Consider the following 21,477-nt stretch of genomic DNA (forward strand, 5'->3'; position numbering starts at 1 on the left):
TATTTTATTCTTAAAAGACTTATCCTTCATTTTAATTATTCCCATTCAATAGTACTAGGAGGCTTTGAGGTTACATCATATACAACACGATTAATCCCTCTAACTTCGTTAATAATACGTGCTGCTGTCTTACTTAAAAACGCCATATCATAAGGATAAAAATCAGCAGTCATTCCATCTACAGATGTGACGGCGCGAAGAGCACAAACAAATTCATAAGTGCGACCATCCCCCATCACGCCAACAGTTTGAACAGGAAGAAGAACAGCAAAAGCTTGCCAAATTTCGTCATAAAGACCAGCTTTATGGATTTCCTCAAGATAAATAGCATCTGCTTCACGTAAAATTTCTAATTTTTCACGGGTCACAATACCTGGACAGCGAATTGCAAGACCGGGACCTGGAAAAGGATGGCGACCAATAAACTGCTCCGGTAGCCCTAACTCTCGTCCTAGCGAGCGAACCTCATCCTTAAAGAGCTCACGTAACGGTTCTACAAGTTTCATCTTCATCTGTTCTGGTAGCCCACCCACATTATGATGGCTTTTAATGGTTACCGTTTCACCAATAGCAGACACACTCTCAATAACATCTGGATAAAGTGTTCCTTGTGCTAAAAACTCTGCACCTCCTATTTTTTTCGTTTCTTCTTCAAAAACTTCAATAAAAAGACGACCAATTGTTTTGCGCTTTTTTTCTGGATCTGTCTCACCTTCTAAAGCATTAAGAAATATATCGGCAGCATTAACGTGAATAAGCTCTATATTATAATGATCACGAAAGAGCGTGAGAACTTCTTTAGCTTCATTCTTGCGCATCAGCCCATGGTCTACCAAAATGCATGTCAGTTGATCTCCTATGGCTTCGTGAAGGAGTACCGCTACAACAGATGAATCCACTCCCCCTGAAAGACCACAAATCACACGACTTTTCCCAACTTTTTGTCGTATCGTAGCAATTGCCTGCTCACGATAAGAAGCCATTGACCAACTACCTTTAATAGCAGAGATCTTATGAACAAAATTTTGCAAAAGTTTTGTACCATCCGGTGTATGGATAACTTCAGGATGAAACTGTACCGCATAAAAATATCTTTTCTCATCAGCAATAGCCGCATAGGGAGCTCCTTTTGAGGTTCCTATGACACGAAAACCTTCTGGTAAAGCTGCCACACGGTCACCATGGCTCATCCATACTTGATAACGAGAACCTTTTTCCCACACTCCATCAAAAAGGGCACTCTCTTCTTGCACTTCCAAAAAAGCACGCCCAAATTCACGCTCATGTCCAGCTTCAACCTTTCCTCCAAGCTGAATACACATGACTTGTTCACCATAGCAAATACCCAGAATCGGAACACCCGCCTCAAAAATTTCCATTGGAGCACGCGGAGAGCCCTCATCAATAACGGAATAAGGACTCCCTGATAAAATAATAGCTTTAGGATTTATGCGGCGCACAGCTTCTAAAGCCAATTGAAAAGGAGCAATTTCACAATATACCCCCATTGCTCGTACCCGTCGTGCAATAAGTTGTGTAACTTGTGAACCAAAGTCAATAATAAGAACAGTGTCTGGATGTGATATGCTCATAGAAAACCAATCAACAATTGTAAAAGAAAACTCATGAGAGTTATGATTTAATCTTTCTCTTTTCACAAGCCTGTTTTCTTAAGAAAAAGATTATTCTCGTAAAGTTTATGATAAAAAGTGTAAGAATATGGATCAATGTTTTTTTTGCAACACAGATAAAAAGAACCCATCTGTTTGTGTTGTGGCCGGCGACAAAGTAAGTCCATAATTTGAAAAAACTGGTTGCACAGGAGAAAAACTAAAATGTTTCTGCCAAAGCGCTGGCATATCTATTGGAGAAAAATGAGAATGTTGTTGAAGGAAATGGGAAATTTGTTCCTCATTTTCATCTGTAAAAAGAGAACAGGTAATATAGATTAAGCGCCCATTTGGCTTAAGATAAGCTATCGCTTCATTCAAAATAGCCCTCTGTTCTGTTTGGCGTTGTTTCACTTGTTCTAATGTTAAACGCCATTTCGCATCTGGACGACGACGCCATGTTCCTGTCCCACTACATGGTGCATCTAGTAGAACTCTATCCATCTGGCCTATTAATGGCTTCAATTCTTCTTTTTGTGCTCGTGTTTGTACATTACGAACACCAGCGCGTCGAAGACGATCAAAAATAGGAGCTAAGCGCGCTTTATCGGAATCATAAGCATAAATTTGCCCACGATTGTTCATATCGGAAGCTAAAGCTAATGTTTTGCCACCAGCACCTGCACAATAATCTAATACCTGCATGCTCTCTTGCGCTTCCACAAGGTGAGCAACAATTTGAGATCCTAAATCCTGTATTTCAAAGTGTCCTTTTTGAAAAGCTGGTTCCACTTGAACATTGGGATGACGATTAAACTTTTCAATCGGTGCAATTCTTAAAGCTTGCCCAAACCATGGAAAAGATTTAAGTTTGGTTTTTGCTAATTCTTTCAGCACCTTTTCTGGTGTTGCCTTTAGGTTATTTACCCGTAGGTCTAAAGAAGGACGCGTTGCTAACGCAGCCGCTTCAGTGATCCAATTATCACCAAATAAAGGACGCAGATGCGCTTGACACCATTGCGGAATATCACCACGAATATAGTCTGGAGCATCCACTAATTGCTGACCTTGCCACGATTTACGCTGTTTAGCCCCTAATAACTGCGGTGCAAACCGATCTTCTGTCAACTCACCGTCAATTTGCTCCAGCGTCATTTTTCCAGAATCTAATAAGGCACCAAAAACGATATCTCGGATATCATCACTCTCCATACGCCATTGTAAAGAATAACGTCGTCTTAAAACATCATAAACGATTGTACCAATAGCTGCACGATCACCTGCTCCAGCAAAGCGATGAGAAAGACCCCAATCCTTTAAAGCTTCTCCTACTGGGCGATGCTTCATTTCTATCTCTGTGAGAACATCTATTGCTGCTTGCAAACGCCCACCTAATCGCATTCATTTCTCCCATTAAAATAATAAAATTTTAAATCATCTAAAAAATAATATCATCGCCTTCTTGCCAATGAAACCTTCTCAACGCCATAAAAAATTTACATTCAATCTTAAAACGATCTGATCATACTTTTTTATAAGATCCAATTTAGAGTATCTAAATTTTTCCTTTCATCTTCTGCCCATTCGTTTTTTATCCTTCTACCTCTTATACTAAAAGATACGTAGCCATCCATAAAAAACTTATTTCCGCCATGCATTACGAAAAAAACAAACTCTTTAATTTATTGGCGTAAAATAAAGTTTACGAGGATTGTCTGAACAATAGAAAAAATCTTCTCATAAAATTAAACAAGCTCATCTTACGTTCAACAAAAAATTAACTTTTTAGAAAATGCTTGGAACCACTATTTGGCATGACCGTTTTTACTCTAATGGCAACTGCCAGACAATTTTAAAGGAGAAAATAATGACTTATAATAATGGAAAAACAACTTCGTCTAAAAGCCGTCATAATACAATGCCCTCAAACAACGGAAAGAAATCCGTCCAAAGTGATCAGACAAACACTCGCCAACGTGCGTCAAAGACTGGACGGAAGACAACAAAAAGTTAATTCTAATTTTATATAACTTATTTCATATAGTCTTAACAGAAAGAATTAGAGTTTTAACCTCTAATTCTTTCCTTTTTGGGATTATTACACCAAATTACAAACAGAAAAAAGCGCAGTCTCTCTTTCTTGTTCTCGGAAAATTTTATATTTATGCAATATGATATTAGGCTCTTGTATCTTTAAACTGGCCCACGATAATTTGGACTCTCTCGTGTGATAGAAACATCATGCGTATGACTTTCATGGAGTCCCGCATTCGTAATACGTACAAACGTTGCTTTTTCACGAAACTCTACGAGATCTTTTGCTCCAACATACCCCATCGAAGCACGAAGTCCACCAGCAAGCTGATGTAGAACTGATGCTATAGGACCTTTATAAGCCACCTGCCCCTCCACACCTTCAGGAACCAACTTAAGTTCATCACGAACATCATCTTGAAAATAGCGATCTGCCGATCCTCGTGCCATAGCACCAACAGATCCCATGCCGCGATAAGCTTTAAAGGATCGTCCTTGGTAAAGATAAACTTCGCCAGGACTTTCTTCTGTACCCGCTAAAAGAGAGCCAATCATAGCAGCACAAGCCCCACCTGCTAAGGCTTTAGCAAAATCACCCGAAGCTTTTATCCCCCCATCAGCAATAACGGGAATGCCCACTTTTTCAGCAACTTCTGCAGCATTCATAATGGCTGCAAGCTGAGGAACACCAACACCTGCAACAATTCGCGTTGTGCAAATAGAACCAGGACCAATCCCAACTTTTATAGCATCCGCACCACTGTCAATCAAAGCCTGTGTTGCTTGAGCAGTCGCCACATTACCAGCAATAATAGCTGGAGAAAACGTCATTTTTTTAATACGCTCAACAGTGTCTAATACACGCTGAGAATGTCCATGTGCAGTATCAATTACTAGAATATCAACGCCTGCATCAATTAATCGTTCAGCCCGCTCAAACCCATCGTTCCCTACACTACTTGCAGCTGCAACACGCAAGCGACCTTGTGAATCTTTGGCAGCGTTTGGATTTAATTTTGCTTTTTCAATATCCTTAACTGTTATCAGTCCGACACAACGATTCTGTTCATCCACAACTAATAATTTTTCAATACGATGATAGTGTAAAAGATACTTCGCTTCATTGAGTTGAACATTTTCACGCACTGTGATTAAATTTTCATGCGTCATTAATTCATAAATTTTTTGTTTAGGATCCGATGCAAAACGCACATCCCTATTTGTCAAAATGCCAACAAGCCGTCCAGCAGTTTCACCTTTAGCACCATTTTCAACAACCGGAATACCGGAAATACCATGAGAGCGCATCAAAGATTTTGCTTCTTCAAGTGTTGCATCTGGTCCAATGGTGACTGGATTAACAACCATACCAGATTCAAACTTTTTTACTTGACGAACTTCTTCTGCCTGCTCTGCAGGAGACATATTACGATGAATAACCCCAAGACCACCAGCTTGAGCCATAGCAATTGCCAAACGCGATTCTGTTACCGTATCCATTGCCGCAGAAAGCAATGGCAAATTGAGCTTAATATCCGCTGCAATGCGCGTACTGAGATCCACTTGACTAGGCATAACAAGAGAATGACCGGGTTGTAAAAGTACATCATCAAAAGTCAGTGCCAATGCACCTGTCCCCGTTTCAACAATCTTTGCCATATCAAAATTCCTTTTATAATAAAACACCGCAAGAAGCTTTAAAATACAACTGCGGTTCTCATACATGGTAGATTGGCAAAAAATTATGCCATGCTACAAACAAAATGAAAAGAAAAATAAATATTTTTTTTAAGTGTGGTTTATAAAAATTTACAATTGTGATTCAATAGGTAACCAACTTATTATTTTTGCAAATGCGCGACGCCAAAAATTGCTTTCTGGCTCATAGTCAATGCTATATTTTTTTTCATTTTCAATAAAATCCCAATAAATACGATTATTATCACCAAGACGCAGATGATAGCTCATTTCCCCTGTGGTTTCTTCAGAAAACAACAAATCTAATCTTGCTGTAATGGGAGCACATTCAAAAAGAATGCCCATTTCTGTATTTAATGATGCTGATCTTGGATCAAAATTTAAAGATCCAATAAAAGCTGTTTTACGATCAATTAAAAAAGCTTTGGCATGTAGACTTGCCTTACTCGATCGAAACAATCGTAACCCATGAGTATTGCCTTCCGCTTTTAATTCATAAAGATTAACACCACTTTTCAACAATGCCTTACGATAAGGTACATAACCACCATGCACTAATGCTACATCAGTAGCAGCTAAAGAATTTGTCAGAATTTTGACATCAACACCCTTTGAAACCAAATTACTAAAATTCTGCGTGCCAACCTTACCAGGAACAAAATAAGGTGACGTAATCTGGACCGTTTTTTGGGCATTTCCAATAACCTTTGAAAGTGCCTTCATAAGCCAATTACTTGCTTTTTTACGCAATGCTTTTTCTGGAGGGTCAGAAAGAACAACAACTTTGTCTGCTAAAAATAACCGCTTTCCTGTTTGGATAAAACAATTAAAGTTAATGTGCTCTTTGACATAATCTAAATAAACTTTTGCAACTTTGGAATCACGAAACTTTCGTAATTTATCTTTCCAATAGCTAAGATCACTTGCGCTTTTAGGAACAACCAAAGTATGAATTGGCAAAACAACAGCACTATTCCAAAAATCATCAAAGATACTTTCTACCTTTTTAACAGAAGGACCGATTAACATCAAATCTAAATCTCGAAAATGGGATTCTTTACCAGCATCAAAATAAGAATCTGCAAGATTACGTCCTCCTACAAAAGCGACCCTGCCATCAACAATAAAAGCTTTATTATGCATTCTACGTGTTACAGTAATTGCCCGTAATATAATTTCTAAACCACGGCGTAAACCACCTTTACGCGATCGCCCTGGATTAAACATTCTCACCTCAATGTGAGGATGTTTATCTAGCGCAATATAAGCTGGATCACGTGCCTGAGCATTAATATCATCCAAAAGAAGCCGTACCCGAACCCCTCGATCAGCTGCCTCAACTATTTCACTTAATAATAGGCGCCCCGTTAAATCATCATCCCAAATATAATACATCAGATCAAGGCTACGCCCAGCCTCTGCAGCTCCTATTGCCCGAACACAAAACGCATCCAAATTGCTGATAATGAGGGAAAGGGCATCTTTATCAATCCCCAATCCATTTTCTTTCTCAGCTAATTGACTGACGATACGATCAAGCTTAGTTTCATCTTTCTGAAGAGGTAACGCATAAGAACATTTTCCCCTAGCATTTTTCACAAAACGCCCATAGGTGTAGATTGCCAACATAGATGCAATAAAAAAAAAGAGGACAAAACCAATAACAATCTGTAAAAGAGTCAAAGAGGGCAAACTTTCTATTTTAAACTATCACATCATCAGTAATGCAAACGATAACACTAATCACTTTATCTTAATCGTATAGCAGATAAAATGCCACTTCTTGCTTAAGAGAGTATAAATTTAATATTGATGATACAAAAATTTTAGCGGTAGTATTTAAAAGTTTTTAAAAATGCTTCTCTGTTTTAATAAATGTAAACTTAACTAAAATTGTATAAATTGAAACAAACGATTAAAATAGTCACATAAAATTTATATTTGATTTAAATCAACAAAATCATCCACTATAGATAAATTTTACAATAAATGATTGTTTTCTTCAGCTTTCCCCCACGGACTTTATCAAAATTCACTCTATTTTTTGAAACGCTTGCTTGTCATGAAGAGAAATTTGTTATGAATTTACTTTCGTTCTTGATTTCTTATTGCTCTCAATTCTTCCATTTTTCTATAAAGTGTAGAGCGACCAATATGAAGGCGACGCGCAATCTCACTCATATGTCCTTTATAATGTTTAATCGCTTTCTCTATAATATCATGCTCCATTTCTGCAAAAGTACGCACATGCCCATCAGTATTCAAAAATTTTATCGATTCTTGCTCATTATCTTCTTGCATATTACCCTCAATGATATTGGGAACATTCATTAATGAATTTCCCATTAATTGCGGAAAATCTCGAACAGTTAATAACGGTCCTTCACTGAGTAAAATCGCACGAAATAAAAAGGTTTCAAGCTCATTTCTATTGCCAGGCCAATCATACTGCATAAGCAAGGAAAGAGCAGAGCCTGCTAAACCATGGACATGTGATCGCCCTGTTTCTGTGATAATGCGATCAATCAAACGTTGTGTGATCTCTGGAAAATCATCCCTTAATTCTCGTAAAGCAGGAACGCTAATAGACAAGTGAGAAAATTGTTCAAACAAACTATGCAAAAAAAAGTTCTCATTAACCAAGTCCTTTAAACGCGATGTTGAAATAGCGATGATCCGAAAAGGAAAAAAATCTCCTTTTGTATCCCTTTCCCTTTCTTTAAGGTAATGAGCAAACCGTTTTTGCTGTATGGGCTCAAGTCGATCAATATCACAAAGGCAAAGTGTCCCTTTTTCAAGAGAAGAAACCAATGGTAGGAATTCTTTAAACCACTGCTGATTTTCTTCTTCTGGATCAACGATGGCTGAACATTGAAAGCGAACAAAAACACCCTCCGAAAATAATCCCTCATGATGAATAATCCGAGCTAATGTCTCACGTCCTGTTCCAGCTTCTCCCTCTATCAAAAGATTCTGTAAAGAAGTTGCTGCTTGTCTCGATTGTTCTAATACTATCTGCATAGCTCTACTTTTTACGCAAAGATCAGAAAACCGTAAATGATTCTCTTTTTTTCGCCGAATATCTCGAACCTCATGCTCCAAGGCAGAAATAAGAGCAAGGATATCCAAAGTAACTCTTACACGTAATAATGTTACTGGATGGATCCAATAATCAATAGCTCCAGCTGTTAAAGCTTTCTGGAGTAAATGCTGATTCTCTTGTTGTGCTATAACGACAATAGGAACAGAAACACCAGCAACTCTAATCATTTTAATCAAATCGCTCACACTCAAATCACTCATAACGACATCAAGGAGTGCAAGCACAATGTTTTTACGCCTGTGTAAAAGATCAATCGTACGGAGACCATTTTCTGCTTCAATGACACGATAACCAAAACCTCGCAGCATAGAAGAAAGTTCTATACGTCTTCCATAATCTTCACTCGCAACAAGAATGGGACCAACCATAATGTCAATAATCTCCTTTGAGACTACTTAGCAGCTTAATATAAAAATTGTTGTAAACCATAAGAAATATTTTACCTCTTGTGTTTCACTTACGAAATTCATCAAGCTGTCAATTAAATACAACATTAAGGCATTTTTTTCCATTTTTTTGCTTTTTCATTGATTTTTATCAAATTTTTCATATTGACTCATGGGGTAATTTAATAATGTTATAGAAACTAGAGAGCAAAATAATCTAAATAGAGTGCAATAAATGAAACATACCTATCATATTTTATGTCTTACAATTACCGCCTTGCTGTTAAGTGCCTGTAACTTTTCGCGATATTATAACTCAAATATGCCAACTGGAATTGATGGAAAATGGGTTGATGAGAATGGTATTATTTCTTCTTTCCACAATGGTGTTTTTGAAACGCATGCAGCAGATACAGAAGAAAAACTATCAGAAGGAGCATATAATTATCTCAATGCCCAAAATATAGAAATTGAAATACGCTCTATTCTCCGTGGAACAATTTCTAGAGTCAATTGTACAATGTCATATGACGCCACACAACTTCTCTGCACCTCACATACAGGAGCACAGTTTTTCCTTAAGCGGAAATCTTAAACAAAGTACAAGGGAAACCTCTCTTAAGAACAGAGGGAGCACACACATTAAGCAGGAGGCGATATCCTTTCTCCTCCTGATAGAAAATCCTCTCTAAAATACGCAAAGAGGCTGGTATAATCTTTACCCTGAAAATTTTCTAAACATTATGAAATGCGTAAAATAATCATTTTCTTCCACAAAATATCAGTAAAGCCACCTCACAATAAAATTGTAACTTTGTATCATTCAATCTATTTCAACCTAAAATAACATTTTATTTGATAGGGAACTTTAATCTAAGCAGCGCCAATGCGCAAAAGATCATGAAAATGAACAATTCCTATCGGTTTTTTATCTTCAACCACAAAAAATGCACCAATCTGATGATCATTAATAAAAGCTGTTGCTGCACCAACAAGTGTATTTGGCTTTACAACTTTAGGAGCTTTGGTCATCACCTCGTCAACATTAAATTTTGATAAATTAAAATGAATGTTACGTGCAAGATCGCCATCAGTTACAATTCCGATTAGTTCACCTTCTTGATTCACAACACCAACACAACCAAAATGTTTTTCCACCAAAACATTCATCGCTTCAGTCATAGCTGTTCCCTGCATAACCAAAGGAATATTATCACCCTCATGCATAATATCACACACGTATTTAAGGCTTGCACCAAGAGAACCACCAGGATGATATATTTTGAAATCCGTTGCGGTAAAACCACGCATTTCTAAAAGAGAAACCGCTAATGCATCTCCCATTGCCAATTGCATAATTGTTGAAGTTGTAGGGGCTAAACCATGGGGGCAAGCCTCTTCTATCTTTGGTAATAATAGTACAATATCAGCTTGTCGTCCTAACACAGAGTGCTTACTTGATGTCATCGCAATAAGGGGGATACGAAAACGCGCCGCATAACTTATAATACCACTTAACTCTTGAGTTTCACCAGACCATGATAAAGCAAGAATAACGTCATCAGAGCCAATCATACCAAGATCACCATGATTGGCTTCTGCAGCGTGAACAAAAAAGGCAGGTGTTCCAGTTGAGGCTAAGGTTGCTGCAATTTTTGTCCCTATATGACCACTTTTTCCAAGACCAGTAATAACCACATGTCCACGAGCATTTCTAATAGTTTGAACAGCCGCTTCAAAAGAAGAAGAAAGACTTTCCAGAAGAGCTTTTTCAAGAGCTTCAAGCCCCTGCTTTTCACTAGCAAGTGTTTTAAGCGCTGATGCTACTGCACCTTGCAAAGCCATATGAGGAGACGATATTGTCATAATCAAATTCGACCAATAAAATTAAGTGAGAGATCTATATCACTTTTCGACATTAATGGTTTCTAGTAAATTTTTCAATGAAGCAGAAACGTGGCTGTGCATATCAGCGCGTGCCAAAGAAAATGCAACGTTGGCTTCAATAAAACCAGCTTTAGAACCGCAATCAAAAGTGCGCCCTTTTACTTGCAAACCCCAAAAATCTTGCTCATTTGAAAGCCGTATCATAGCATCTGTTAATTGAATTTCATTTCCTGTTCCCCGTTCTTGAGTGGAAAGAATATTAAAAATTTCTGGCTGCAAAATATAACGTCCATTGATGTACAAATTTGATGGTGCCGTACCTTGTGCTGGTTTCTCTACCATTTTTGTGATTTCAAAACCATTTGCAATCTGTTTGCCTTTCCCAACAATACCATATTTATGTGTTTCTCTAGGATCGCATTCCTGAACTGCTATAATATTTCCCCCACCCACCTTTTCATAAAGGCTCATCATTTCAGAAAGACAGCCCTTTTTCGCTTGTATCAACATATCCGGTAATAACAAAGCAAAAGGTTCCCCTGCAACTAATTCACGTGCACACCAAAGAGCATGCCCTAATCCCAAAGGTTGTTGTTGCCGAGTGAAAGAAGTTGACCCTGGTAATGGCTGTAAACGGTATAAATGTGCAAGATCTTCTTTCTTTCCACATTCAGCAAGTGTCGTATATAATTCAACTTGCTCATCAAAATAATCCTCAATAACGGCTTTGTTACGTCCAGTCACAAAAATAAAATGCTCAATACCAGCTTCCCTCGCCTCATCCACAACATATTGAATAACAGGTTTATCAACAACTGTTAGCATTTCTTTAGGAATCGTTTTTGTCGCAGGAAGAAAACGCGTACCAAGACCTGCTACTGGGAATACTGCTTTCCGGATTTTACGCACACTCACCCTCCTCAATGAATTCATATAACTTTTTTGTTTTATTTATCATATGTTTTTACGAAATGGTAAAAAAGATATCTTATTGTTTTGATTATCATTATAATGAGCAATAAAAATGTAAAAAGAGTCTGAGAATTTATTGAAGGGATTAAAACGTATTATTTATTTCAGTTTTTTCCTCTTCTTGATCATATTATCGATTAAACTAAATACAAAATAAAGTTATTGCACATCTAATGAATTGAATATTAATGGGGATTTCAAAATGCAAAAAACAGAATTGAAGACTTTCTCTTTTTTAGAGAAGTCAATAGCTTGGAGAACTCTTCTCACTGGCTCTGCCGTTATTTTTTCTGCTTTTTTAATGTTTTTTGCACCCCTTTCATATGCTGATAGCGGATTTAAACACTGGATTAAAGAATTTAAAAAAATAGCTATTGCTCACAATATTACCCCCTCTACGTTTCATATGGCGTTTAAAGGTGTTAATGCCATTGATCCAGAAGTTCTAAAAAGCGCCGCATACCAACCGGAATTTGTTGCTCCTTCATGGAACTATTTCGATAATCGTGTCCATGATATTGCAATTGAGGAAGGACGACGCCAAACTCAAAAATGGAACAAATGGCTTCTTCAAATTGAAAAACGTTTTGGTGTTGATCGCAATATTCTGCTTGCTATTTGGTCAATGGAAAGCAACTATGGGAAGGTTTTAGCTAATAAAAGTGTAATGCGTGATACCATTCGCTCTCTTGCAACTTTAGCCTATGCTGATAAAAAACGTGCAAAATATGCATATACACAGCTGATTGCTGCTATGAAAATTCTACAAAGTGGCGAAATTAAACGCTCTCAACTCACTGGATCTTGGGCCGGTGCATTGGGGCATACACAATTTATTCCAAGCAGTTATCTCGCCTATGCAGTTGATATGGACCAAGATGGACGGCGTGATATCTGGAACTCTGTTCCAGATGCTCTGGCTACTGCTGCTAACCTTCTCCACAAAAATGGCTGGCAACCTAATCTTATTTGGGGAGTAGAGGTAAAAGTGCCGCAGGGGAAAACCCTTCCTGAAGGCTGGTATTCCTTTGAACAATGGAAAAAATTAGGTGTAAAACACGCAAATGGGCACCCTCTTCCTACATCAGCTGAACAAGCAATATTAAAATATCCAGATGGAGCAAAAGGACCTATATTTTTAGTCACAAAAAATTTCTTTGTTCTGAAACATTATAATAATGCAGATCGTTATGCGTTTGCTGTTGGCCTTCTTGCTGATCGCATTGCTGGACATCTTAGATTGGTAAATGATTGGCAAAGACCTTTTCAACCTCTTACTTTCCAGGAATGTAAAGAACTACAATCTCGCTTAAGTGCACTGGGCTATTATAAAGGGAATGTTGATGGAAAAATCGGAACAGCTTCTCGCAAAGCAATTAAAGCTTTTCAACTGCGTCACGGTCTAAAAGCAAATGGATATCCATCATCTCAAGTGCTTTTTCTCCTTCGCAAACAATAAGGGAGACTAAATTTTTGTCTTCTTTTCGCCTGATATACTTGACATTATTGCTGTTTTCACTTTCTATTGTGGGGATCTTACAGCCATCCCCAAGTAAAGCAACGAACTTCTTCAAATGGTTGTCACAACAAAACAAACAGACACAGCAGCCACCGCAAATTATAGAACAAAAAATAGACAAGCCGCAAAAAAAGATCGTAACACAAAAAAACATACAAAAGCTAAAAAATGAGAATGCAAAGCGCATTCTTGTCATAGGGGATTTTGCAGCTTCTGCTGTTGCTGATGCACTTAAGAAATTTTTTATAAATAATAGCGATATCGTTATCATGAACAACACAATGCCAGCTTCCGGCTTAGTTCGAACGGATTATTATTCTTGGCAAAGCAATATTTCTAAACTCATTGATCAAAATAGCCCCGATGTTATTATCATGATGATCGGTGCAAATGATAATCAACCCATCACAGACTCTCATAACATGATTAACACAGATCAGTCAGAATGGATACGCATCTACAAACAAAGAATTATCGAAATTACTGAAAGTCTTCACGCCTCTGGAAAATCATGGATATGGATAGGTCAGCCTTCTTTTGGAAATGATCTTTTGACACAAAAAATGAAAATTTTTAATGCGCTCTATAAACAAGAAACAGAAACAGCAGGAGGGTATTTTCTCGATATCTGGAGCGGCTTTAGTGATGAGACAGGAAATTTTTCTTTTTCAGGCTATGATATTAATGGAAAAATAACCAAATTACGCACCAATAATGGCATGCATTTCACCCCTGAAGGAAAGAAAAAACTTGCCTCTTATTTAGAAAAACCATTGAAAAATATTTCAAATTTTTATGCCTTTTCTCATGAAAATTCTTACTCAACCGATCAAGTTATTCAAAAACTTATACAAGAATCAGAGAATCAAGAGCGGAGTAAAATTATGCGTCAGCCTCCAATGAGCCTCGATGATATGGCACAAAAAAACACTCACCTTTTAGGCAAAAGAAAGTCAAGTTTTATAAAAAAATCATGGTTTCCACCAAATGGGCATCAAAAAGATCGAGCTGATAATTTTTCTTTCCCATAATGTCTATTTAAAATACAAAATCTATTTTCCTCTATAAACAAAAAGCGAATAAGATAAAAAACTCTGTTTACAGAGCTATAATGAAGAGAAAATTTGCATAAATCGCAACTGTACCTTTCGAATAATATGAAAACGGCATGGTGTTAACCATACCGTTATATCTTATAGTCCACGTTTGTTAATCATTGCCTCTGGTAAAGGCATTCGTCCCCGAAAAGCTTTATAAAGCTCCTCTGGATCACGACTTCCTCCAGCGGAGTAAATAAAACGTTTCAACTTATCAGCAAGCTCTGAATTAAAAACATCTCCCGTTTCTTCAAAAGCTTGAAAAGCATCAGCATCAAGGACTTCCGACCACATATAAGAATAGTAACCAGATGCATAACCATCCCCCGCAAACACGTGCATAAAATGTGGGGGACGATGACGCATAATAATTGTATCAGGCATTTGCAGCTTTTCTAATTCTTGGCGTTCAAACACTGTTGGATCAGTGACTGTTTCGCCTTGATGAAAAGCCATATCCACTAAAGCTGATGAGATAAATTCAACGGCAGAAAATCCTGCATTAAATGTCTGTGCTACTAAGACTTTATCTATCAACTCTTGTGGCATAGGATGGCCTGTTTTTGTATGTATAGCATAAGATTTTAATATCTCTGGTACTGTTAACCAATGTTCGTAAAGTTGAGAAGGTAGCTCAACAAAATCACGTGAAACAGATGTTCCCGACACAGATGGCCATGTGACATCAGAAAGCAAACCATGCAATGCATGTCCAAATTCGTGGAAAAGCGTACGTGCATCATCAAGTGATAAAAGAGCAACTTCCCCTTTAGGTGGTTTAGCAAAATTACAAACATTGTAGATAATAGGCTTTTGTCCGCCATCCAATTTATGTTGTGATTGCAAACTACTCATCCACGCACCGGAGCGTTTTGAAGAACGTGCAAAATAATCACCAATAAAATGCCCAAGTAGACTTCCATCAGACTTTTTTACTTCCCACAAACGTGCATCAGGATGCCAAAGTGTAACAGCGTTTTTTTCTTCAAATGTAATGCTAAAGAGTTTTTCGGCTACCCCAAAAGCCGCTTTAATCATAAGATCAAGCTGAAAATAATATTTAATCTCAGCGCTATCGAAAGAAAGTTTTTCAGTGCGAAGCTTTTCAGCATAATAACGCCAATCCCAAGCAGCTAAAGATTCATTGCTGCCCTGATTGTTGGCAAAATTTTGTAAGTCAATTTGCTCAGTAGAAGCTTTCGCTCTTGCGCGCTTCCATACAGGCATAAGCAAATCCATAACGGAATCAACACTTTTAGCCATAGTATTATCGAGCTTCAAATCTGCGAAAGATTTATATCCCAATAATTTAGCCTGCTCATCTCGAAGCGCAACAATCTCTACAATAATTGTTTTATTATCATTCTTGTTATTATTTTCACCACGTTTAGCCCAAGCTTGGAATGCAACCTCACGCAAATCACGACGATCAGAGAATTTTAAAAAAGGTTCAACAATCGAACGTGCTAGTGTTAATGCATACGCTTCTTCATTGCCTCTTTCACACGCAATTTCCTTCATTGAAGCAATGAGATCTTGCGGTAAACCAGATAAGTCTGTTTGTTTTAAAAACAGAATCCATTCAGCTTCATCATTTAAGACATTTTGTCCAAAAGTAGCATTTAAAAAAGCAAGTCTTTCATTAATTTCCAAAAGCCGTTTCTTAGCTTTTTCATCGAGTTTTGCCCCATGACAAACAAACTTTTTCCACCATAATTCAAGAACACGTGTTGTTTCACTCTCAAATGTGCCCAACTGCGACTGTTTATAAAGCATATCTATTTTCGCAAATATCCGCGCATCCATCATCATTTTTGAAGAATAACGAGAAAGTTTTACAACGAACTCTTGCTCTAGCTGTTGAATTAATACATTCGTATGAGCACTGGTGCGTAAGAAAAATATTGAACAGACACGATCAAGCGCTTTGCCGCAAAGCTCAAAAGGCTGCAAAAAATTCTCAAGCGTTGGTGGTTCTTGCACCATCGCAATTGCCTCTAGTTCTTCTTCTGCTTCTTGAAGTGCCTGTTCAAAAGCGGGTTTAAAATCTTCGTCACTTATAGAAGAAAAATCAGGAAGACCTAAAAATCCCTTCCAGTCCAGCACTGCTGCTTTTGTCATAATACTTTATGTCTCCATTATAAATTTAAACTGTAACAATTATCTTTACGACACAAATTGATAACATACTAAAACTATTTCGTGAGTTTCAAAACTACCTTTCAAAACCCTATTGAATAAAAAACCTGAAAATCGTAAAGTTCTTTCATTCAAACCATATTATATTGAAGCAATAAAGATTATTCGCTCGCACATCACAATAGAATTGCATATTAACAAAAACACTTGGAGAAAAGCATAATCTCCACTCTTTATAAAATATTGCTTTAGATTCTTTTGAAAATCGTAAACTACATTAAAGAAATGATGGTAAAATCAGAACTGATTTTTACATTTACGTTTTTATATTATCCTCAAATTAAGCTGTATTCTCGTTTTAGTGATTCAGAAACTTGTTTATAACTTATAATTTACCCTTGACTTTACTTCAAATATTAACAATTGGGAATATAGCTGGGGAGTTTTTTTTAAATCTTCCATAAACTTTTGTTTTTATCTCATCTATTATCTAGATTTACAACTCTCCAACTCTTCAGGAGGTACTTTATCATGACTGAAATCAAAACGGCCTTCGACTTCAAAAATTTTTCTCCTGAAGCTCTCGCTGAAAAGTTAAAGAACCAGCATTTTGCAGACTCTATTGATATCATCAATGACCTCGATATCATGGAACGTGTAACTATTCTTAGTCTTCTGCCTCTTGATTATGTTATCGAACTTTTTGATAAACCAGAGCTTGAGCAACCTGCTGCCATCCTAGAACTTCTCCCTATAAATCGTGCTGTTGAAATTCTTGATGGCATGTCTGCCGATGCTGCTGCAGACGTCTTTCAAGAAATGGATAAGGAAACCCGCACACGACTTTATGCCTTGCTTAACCCCTTAACGCGCGCTGAACTTAAAAAACTCACCAGTTATCCTGATCATACAGCAGGAGCACTGATGACAACAGAGTTTATAGCCGTTCCTTCAAACTGGACCATACAAAAAACTTTGGATCACATTCGTGAGGTCGAGCGAACACGTGAAACAGTTTATACCAGCTATGTAATTGACCCCAAAACAGGTACTCTTCTCAAAGCTGTTTCCCTGCGTAACCTTATTCTTGCCTCACCTGATGAACAAATTCTTAATGTCCCTACCCATGACTCGCCCATTACAATATCACCTTTCACACATCATGAAGATATCGCACGCCTTTTCCAGCGCCATGATCTTCTCTCTGTGCCTGTAGTTGATGAAAGTAACCATGTCATTGGCATTGTAACCGTTGATGACGTGCTTGATACTATGGTCGATGAAATGAATGAAGATGCCTATAAATTTGGGGGTATGGAAGCACTTAATAAGCCCTATATGCAAATTAAGTTTCCTGAAATGATGAAAAAACGCGGAGGCTGGCTCGCTTTACTCTTTATCGGTGAAATGCTGACAGCAAGCGCTATGCAACATTTCGAAACAGAACTCGAAAAAGCGATTATTCTTACACTGTTCATACCTCTCATTATGAGCTCAGGAGGAAATTCCGGCTCACAGGCTACATCCCTTATTATCCGTGCATTGGCTTTACGTGAACTCACGTTGAAAGACTGGTGGAAAGTGATCATTCGTGAAATTCCAACAGGACTATCCCTTGGTCTCTTACTAGGAATTATTGGTGTTACGCGCATTGCTCTTTGGCAAAAACTAGGTATCTACGACTATGGCCAACATTGGATTGCTATTTCGACAACAGTGGGTACAGCTTTAGTTGGAATCGTTACCTTTGGTTCTCTTTCTGGATCTATGTTGCCTTTTATTCTTAAAGGTTTAAAATTTGATCCAGCAAGTGCTTCTGCTCCTTTTGTGGCAACTTTAGTAGATGTCATGGGCATTATAATCTATTTTTCTGTAGCTTCTCTCATTTTGTCAGGAACTCTTCTTTAAACATGTAAAGTAAAAACTCTTACTTATGGAAAAATCTTGTCATGTAACCTAAGATTCTTTCCATAAGAGAATAAGCTTTATTATTTATTTTCTAGCGCACCGCTCTATAGATAATTTATTATTTTTTTGAATAACAGCTCCGAATAACGTAATTTTACCTCATCATAAAGCTTCTCATATTAAATCGATTAAAGTCATCTTCTTGCCAGTCACAAACGAGATCGGTGTATGTCTAAAAACTATTCAAGAAAAAATAAAATACTTCTTATATCCTCTCTCTCTCGTATCAAAAACTGGCGCAATATTGACAGCTGAGAAAGAATAATCATGATGATACTCAACAGGCTTTATATTTCTTCACAAAGGCGTTAATAGTATACTATTCGCGTATATTATATCATTTATGAGCTCTATCATGGAATGGATGTAGGTACGTTAAGAAATCTCTCTTAAGTACATGAATATGCAACAAAAAGTATATGCTGTTTAAAGTGTTCTGTTTGGCATGAAAAGCATACTCCTATTAGAGAGTGCAATTAACAAAAGTAAGGCAATGCACTATCTCCATGGTTTAAAAGATATTACTTTAGATGCTTTTGAAATTATAAATTGGATTAACAGCAAAGATGGGAATTTTCTTTGGATGCCTTCATATTCTTTCTAAATAAGACTGTATTCCGGGTTCATAAATAAATCAAACAGATATAACTCTTGCCCTAATCTGGCATACAAAAGCTAGAACTTCTTATAAAATTCTTAATCGTCTCAATATTTACCTCAAATACACGATTGCATTAAATCTGGATTTTGATTGACAAGTTATAGAATAAGAAAAAGCTTTATTTAGAATAAGAATGTTGTACAGTTGTCAATAAATTGGCTATGGATTGAGAGATATTCCGGATTTTTATTAATCTCTTTGCAAAACAACAACAATAATATGGCTAGCTTTATACTTACTCTTACAAGAGCTCAATATAAATTCCTTGTGTCATATTGATAAAAATCAAGTTGACGGTGATTTTTTGGATAATTCTTAGCTCGAGAATAGAACATACGCACTATAAAAATCCTTTTACGAAGCTTCAGAAATTGAAGCTCAATAGAGCCTTAAAGACTTGGATAAATAGTTTTGCCATAAAAATATTGCCTCCATCTTCCAAAATTATAAAAAAACATGTAAAAGGTTTTCTAATAGTCAGGCAAAGAATGTAAAGACTTTACCTCAAATGAAATTTCATTAAACGAAAAGAAGAAAATTTATGCAATTGCGTAACATTGCCATCATTGCCCACGTTGACCATGGGAAAACAACGCTTGTAGACGGGCTTCTCAAGCAATCAGGAAACTTCCGTGATAATCAGCGTACAAGCGAACGTATGATGGATTCAAACGATATTGAGAAAGAACGCGGAATTACAATCCTAGCGAAAGTGACATCTGTTGTTTGGAAAGATACTCGAATTAATATTGTTGATACACCAGGACACGCTGACTTTGGTGGAGAAGTTGAACGCATCCTCAATATGGTTGATGGAGCCATTGTACTTGTTGATGCTGCTGAAGGACCGATGCCACAAACAAAATTTGTCGTTGGCAAAGCATTGAAAGTAGGATTGCGCCCTATTGTTGCTATTAATAAAATTGACCGACCGGATGCACGCGTTGATGAAGTCATTAATGAGGTTTTTGACCTTTTCGCTGCTCTTGACGCAACCGATGAACAGCTTGATTTTCCTATTCTTTATGGATCTGGACGCGATGGATGGATGGCGGAAGCCCCTGAAGGACCAAAAGATCAGGGATTAGGTCCTTTATTTGATCTTGTGACGCAGCATGTCCCTTCTCCTAGTGTAGCAGAAGGACCGTTTCGCATGATTGGAACTATTCTTGAAGCGGATCCGTTTTTGGGACGAATTATTACAGGACGGATTCATTCTGGCTCTTTGAAACCCAATCAAAATGTCAAGGTTCTTGGACAAGATGGAAAACTTTTAGAAACTGGGCGTATTTCAAAAATTTTAGCGTTTCGTGGCTTAGAACGGCAACCTATTGAAGAAGGAAGTGCTGGTGATATTGTTGCGATTGCAGGTCTGCAAAAAGGTACCGTAGCTGATACTTTCTGTGACCCTACTGTCAATGAACCCCTTACTGCCCAACCAATTGATCCTCCTACTGTTACTATGAGTTTTCTCGTCAACGATAGTCCCCTTGCTGGAACTGAAGGCGATAAAGTAACTAGTCGTGTCATTCGTGACCGATTGTTAAAAGAAGCAGAAGGTAATGTTGCTCTTAAAATTGAAGAATCAGCCGATAAAGATTCTTTCTACGTTTCAGGACGAGGAGAATTACAGCTTGCAGTTCTTATTGAAAATATGCGCCGTGAAGGATTTGAGCTTAGTGTTTCACGTCCACGTGTTGTTATGCAAAAAGATGAAAATGGAATAACTCTTGAGCCAATCGAAGAAGTTGTTATCGATGTTGATGAAGAATATTCCGGTACTGTTGTACAAAAAATGTCTGAACGTAAAGGCGAAATGGTGGAATTACGTCCTTCTGGAGGTAATCGTGTCCGCCTTGTCTTTTATGCACCAACCCGAGGACTCATTGGTTATCAATCTGAACTTTTAACGGACACACGTGGTACAGCAATTATGAATCGCCTTTTCCATGCTTATGAACCTTATAAAGGAGACATTGCTGGTCGTGTTAATGGTGTTATGATTTCAAATGATAACGGTGAATCTGTCGCTTATGCTCTTTTTAATCTTGAAGATCGTGGACCTATGATCATCGATGCGGGTGTTAAAGTCTATCAAGGTATGATTATTGGCATCCACTCACGAGATAATGACTTAGAAGTTAATGTGTTAAAAGGGAAAAAACTCACCAATATGCGCGCTTCCGGAAAAGATGAGGCCGTAAAGCTAACGCCTCCAATTAAAATGACATTAGAACGCGCCTTATCGTGGATACAAGATGATGAGCTTGTGGAGGTAACCCCTAAAAATATTCGTCTCCGCAAACTCTATCTTGATCCTAATGAACGTAAACGTTTTGAAAAAACACGTGCATCAATTTCAAGTTAATTTCATAATCTCTTTGGTAAAATATTTATAAAATA

The 21,477-nt window shown here is 37.5% G+C and carries 14 protein-coding genes; 6 read left to right on the forward strand and 8 right to left on the reverse strand.

Features of this window, described 5'->3' with window-relative positions; translation table 11 throughout:
* Positions 1 to 35 precede the first annotated feature (35 nt).
* Complete coding sequence (guaA, locus tag ACFILO_RS05315; protein WP_375632313.1) at positions 36 to 1,592, reverse strand: glutamine-hydrolyzing GMP synthase; 1,557 nt, start codon at positions 1,590 to 1,592, stop codon at positions 36 to 38.
* A 132-nt stretch (positions 1,593 to 1,724) separates the two neighbouring features.
* On the reverse strand, positions 1,725 to 3,011 hold the full coding sequence (locus ACFILO_RS05320) for an RsmB/NOP family class I SAM-dependent RNA methyltransferase (RefSeq protein ID WP_375621173.1): 1,287 nt from the start codon (positions 3,009 to 3,011) through the stop codon (positions 1,725 to 1,727).
* 466 nt (positions 3,012 to 3,477) lie between these two features.
* Here ACFILO_RS05320 and ACFILO_RS05325 point away from each other — a divergent pair, with 466 nt between their 5' ends.
* Positions 3,478 to 3,624 (forward strand): hypothetical protein, encoded by a 147-nt coding sequence (locus tag ACFILO_RS05325; RefSeq protein WP_273722522.1) that lies wholly within the window; start codon positions 3,478 to 3,480, stop codon positions 3,622 to 3,624.
* A gap of 179 nt (positions 3,625 to 3,803) precedes the next feature.
* Here the strand turns inward: ACFILO_RS05325 and guaB are convergent, their stop codons facing one another.
* The 3 genes from guaB to ACFILO_RS05340 form a co-directional block, all read right to left on the reverse strand.
* Positions 3,804 to 5,303, reverse strand: a complete 1,500-nt coding sequence (gene guaB, locus ACFILO_RS05330; RefSeq protein WP_375632274.1) for an IMP dehydrogenase — start codon at positions 5,301 to 5,303, stop codon at positions 3,804 to 3,806.
* Between the two features lie 150 nt (positions 5,304 to 5,453).
* On the reverse strand, positions 5,454 to 7,025 hold the full coding sequence (locus ACFILO_RS05335; RefSeq protein WP_375613283.1) for a phospholipase D family protein: 1,572 nt from the start codon (positions 7,023 to 7,025) through the stop codon (positions 5,454 to 5,456).
* A 402-nt stretch (positions 7,026 to 7,427) separates the two neighbouring features.
* Positions 7,428 to 8,813, reverse strand: a complete 1,386-nt coding sequence (locus ACFILO_RS05340) for a sigma-54-dependent transcriptional regulator (RefSeq protein WP_375611848.1) — start codon at positions 8,811 to 8,813, stop codon at positions 7,428 to 7,430.
* A gap of 253 nt (positions 8,814 to 9,066) precedes the next feature.
* On the opposite strand from ACFILO_RS05340, the gene ACFILO_RS05345 reads away from it, so the two are divergent.
* Positions 9,067 to 9,426 carry a hypothetical protein gene (locus ACFILO_RS05345; RefSeq protein ID WP_375611849.1) on the forward strand — a complete coding sequence of 120 codons (360 nt, stop codon included), beginning with the start codon at positions 9,067 to 9,069 and terminating at the stop codon, positions 9,424 to 9,426.
* 278 nt (positions 9,427 to 9,704) lie between these two features.
* Here the strand turns inward: ACFILO_RS05345 and ACFILO_RS05350 are convergent, their stop codons facing one another.
* A complete protein-coding gene (locus ACFILO_RS05350; protein ID WP_375613282.1) occupies positions 9,705 to 10,697 on the reverse strand; it encodes an SIS domain-containing protein in 993 nt (330 codons plus the stop codon).
* A 39-nt stretch (positions 10,698 to 10,736) separates the two neighbouring features.
* Positions 10,737 to 11,627, reverse strand: a complete 891-nt coding sequence (locus ACFILO_RS05355) for a UTP--glucose-1-phosphate uridylyltransferase (RefSeq protein ID WP_375677940.1) — start codon at positions 11,625 to 11,627, stop codon at positions 10,737 to 10,739.
* A 265-nt stretch (positions 11,628 to 11,892) separates the two neighbouring features.
* Between ACFILO_RS05355 and ACFILO_RS05360 the strand changes: the two genes are divergently transcribed.
* Together ACFILO_RS05360 and ACFILO_RS05365 are read left to right on the forward strand one after the other, a co-directional pair.
* Positions 11,893 to 13,149 (forward strand): lytic murein transglycosylase, encoded by a 1,257-nt coding sequence (locus tag ACFILO_RS05360; RefSeq protein WP_375668324.1) that lies wholly within the window; start codon positions 11,893 to 11,895, stop codon positions 13,147 to 13,149.
* Between the two features lie 14 nt (positions 13,150 to 13,163).
* Entirely contained in the window at positions 13,164 to 14,240 is a 1,077-nt protein-coding gene (locus ACFILO_RS05365) for an SGNH family hydrolase (RefSeq protein ID WP_375668325.1), read from the forward strand.
* A gap of 162 nt (positions 14,241 to 14,402) precedes the next feature.
* Here the strand turns inward: ACFILO_RS05365 and ACFILO_RS05370 are convergent, their stop codons facing one another.
* Positions 14,403 to 16,427 (reverse strand): M3 family metallopeptidase, encoded by a 2,025-nt coding sequence (locus tag ACFILO_RS05370; protein ID WP_375632269.1) that lies wholly within the window; start codon positions 16,425 to 16,427, stop codon positions 14,403 to 14,405.
* A gap of 549 nt (positions 16,428 to 16,976) precedes the next feature.
* Between ACFILO_RS05370 and mgtE the strand changes: the two genes are divergently transcribed.
* Both mgtE and typA read left to right on the forward strand, forming a co-directional pair.
* Positions 16,977 to 18,353, forward strand: coding sequence for a magnesium transporter (gene mgtE, locus ACFILO_RS05375; protein WP_375606748.1), 1,377 nt, complete (start codon positions 16,977 to 16,979; stop codon positions 18,351 to 18,353).
* Positions 18,354 to 19,615: 1,262 nt separating this feature from the next.
* Positions 19,616 to 21,442 carry a translational GTPase TypA gene (gene typA, locus ACFILO_RS05380; RefSeq protein ID WP_330168603.1) on the forward strand — a complete coding sequence of 609 codons (1,827 nt, stop codon included), beginning with the start codon at positions 19,616 to 19,618 and terminating at the stop codon, positions 21,440 to 21,442.
* Positions 21,443 to 21,477: the final 35 nt, after the last annotated feature.

Origin of the sequence: Bartonella sp. AP72JLCBS (assembly GCF_042195705.1) — a bacterium.
GTDB lineage: Bacteria > Pseudomonadota > Alphaproteobacteria > Rhizobiales > Rhizobiaceae > Bartonella.

What these genes read in the sequence shown, in the direction of transcription:
- guaA (WP_375632313.1), bottom strand. Translation starts at nt 1,592, where the DNA reads ATGAGCATATCACATCCAGACACTGTTCTTATTATTGACTTTGGTTCA.
- ACFILO_RS05320 (WP_375621173.1), bottom strand. Translation starts at nt 3,011, where the DNA reads ATGCGATTAGGTGGGCGTTTGCAAGCAGCAATAGATGTTCTCACAGAG.
- ACFILO_RS05325 (WP_273722522.1), top strand. Translation starts at nt 3,478, where the DNA reads ATGACTTATAATAATGGAAAAACAACTTCGTCTAAAAGCCGTCATAAT.
- guaB (WP_375632274.1), bottom strand. Translation starts at nt 5,303, where the DNA reads ATGGCAAAGATTGTTGAAACGGGGACAGGTGCATTGGCACTGACTTTT.
- ACFILO_RS05340 (WP_375611848.1), bottom strand. Translation starts at nt 8,813, where the DNA reads ATGGTTGGTCCCATTCTTGTTGCGAGTGAAGATTATGGAAGACGTATA.
- ACFILO_RS05345 (WP_375611849.1), top strand. Translation starts at nt 9,067, where the DNA reads ATGAAACATACCTATCATATTTTATGTCTTACAATTACCGCCTTGCTG.
- ACFILO_RS05350 (WP_375613282.1), bottom strand. Translation starts at nt 10,697, where the DNA reads ATGACAATATCGTCTCCTCATATGGCTTTGCAAGGTGCAGTAGCATCA.
- ACFILO_RS05360 (WP_375668324.1), top strand. Translation starts at nt 11,893, where the DNA reads ATGCAAAAAACAGAATTGAAGACTTTCTCTTTTTTAGAGAAGTCAATA.
- ACFILO_RS05370 (WP_375632269.1), bottom strand. Translation starts at nt 16,427, where the DNA reads ATGACAAAAGCAGCAGTGCTGGACTGGAAGGGATTTTTAGGTCTTCCT.
- mgtE (WP_375606748.1), top strand. Translation starts at nt 16,977, where the DNA reads ATGACTGAAATCAAAACGGCCTTCGACTTCAAAAATTTTTCTCCTGAA.
- typA (WP_330168603.1), top strand. Translation starts at nt 19,616, where the DNA reads ATGCAATTGCGTAACATTGCCATCATTGCCCACGTTGACCATGGGAAA.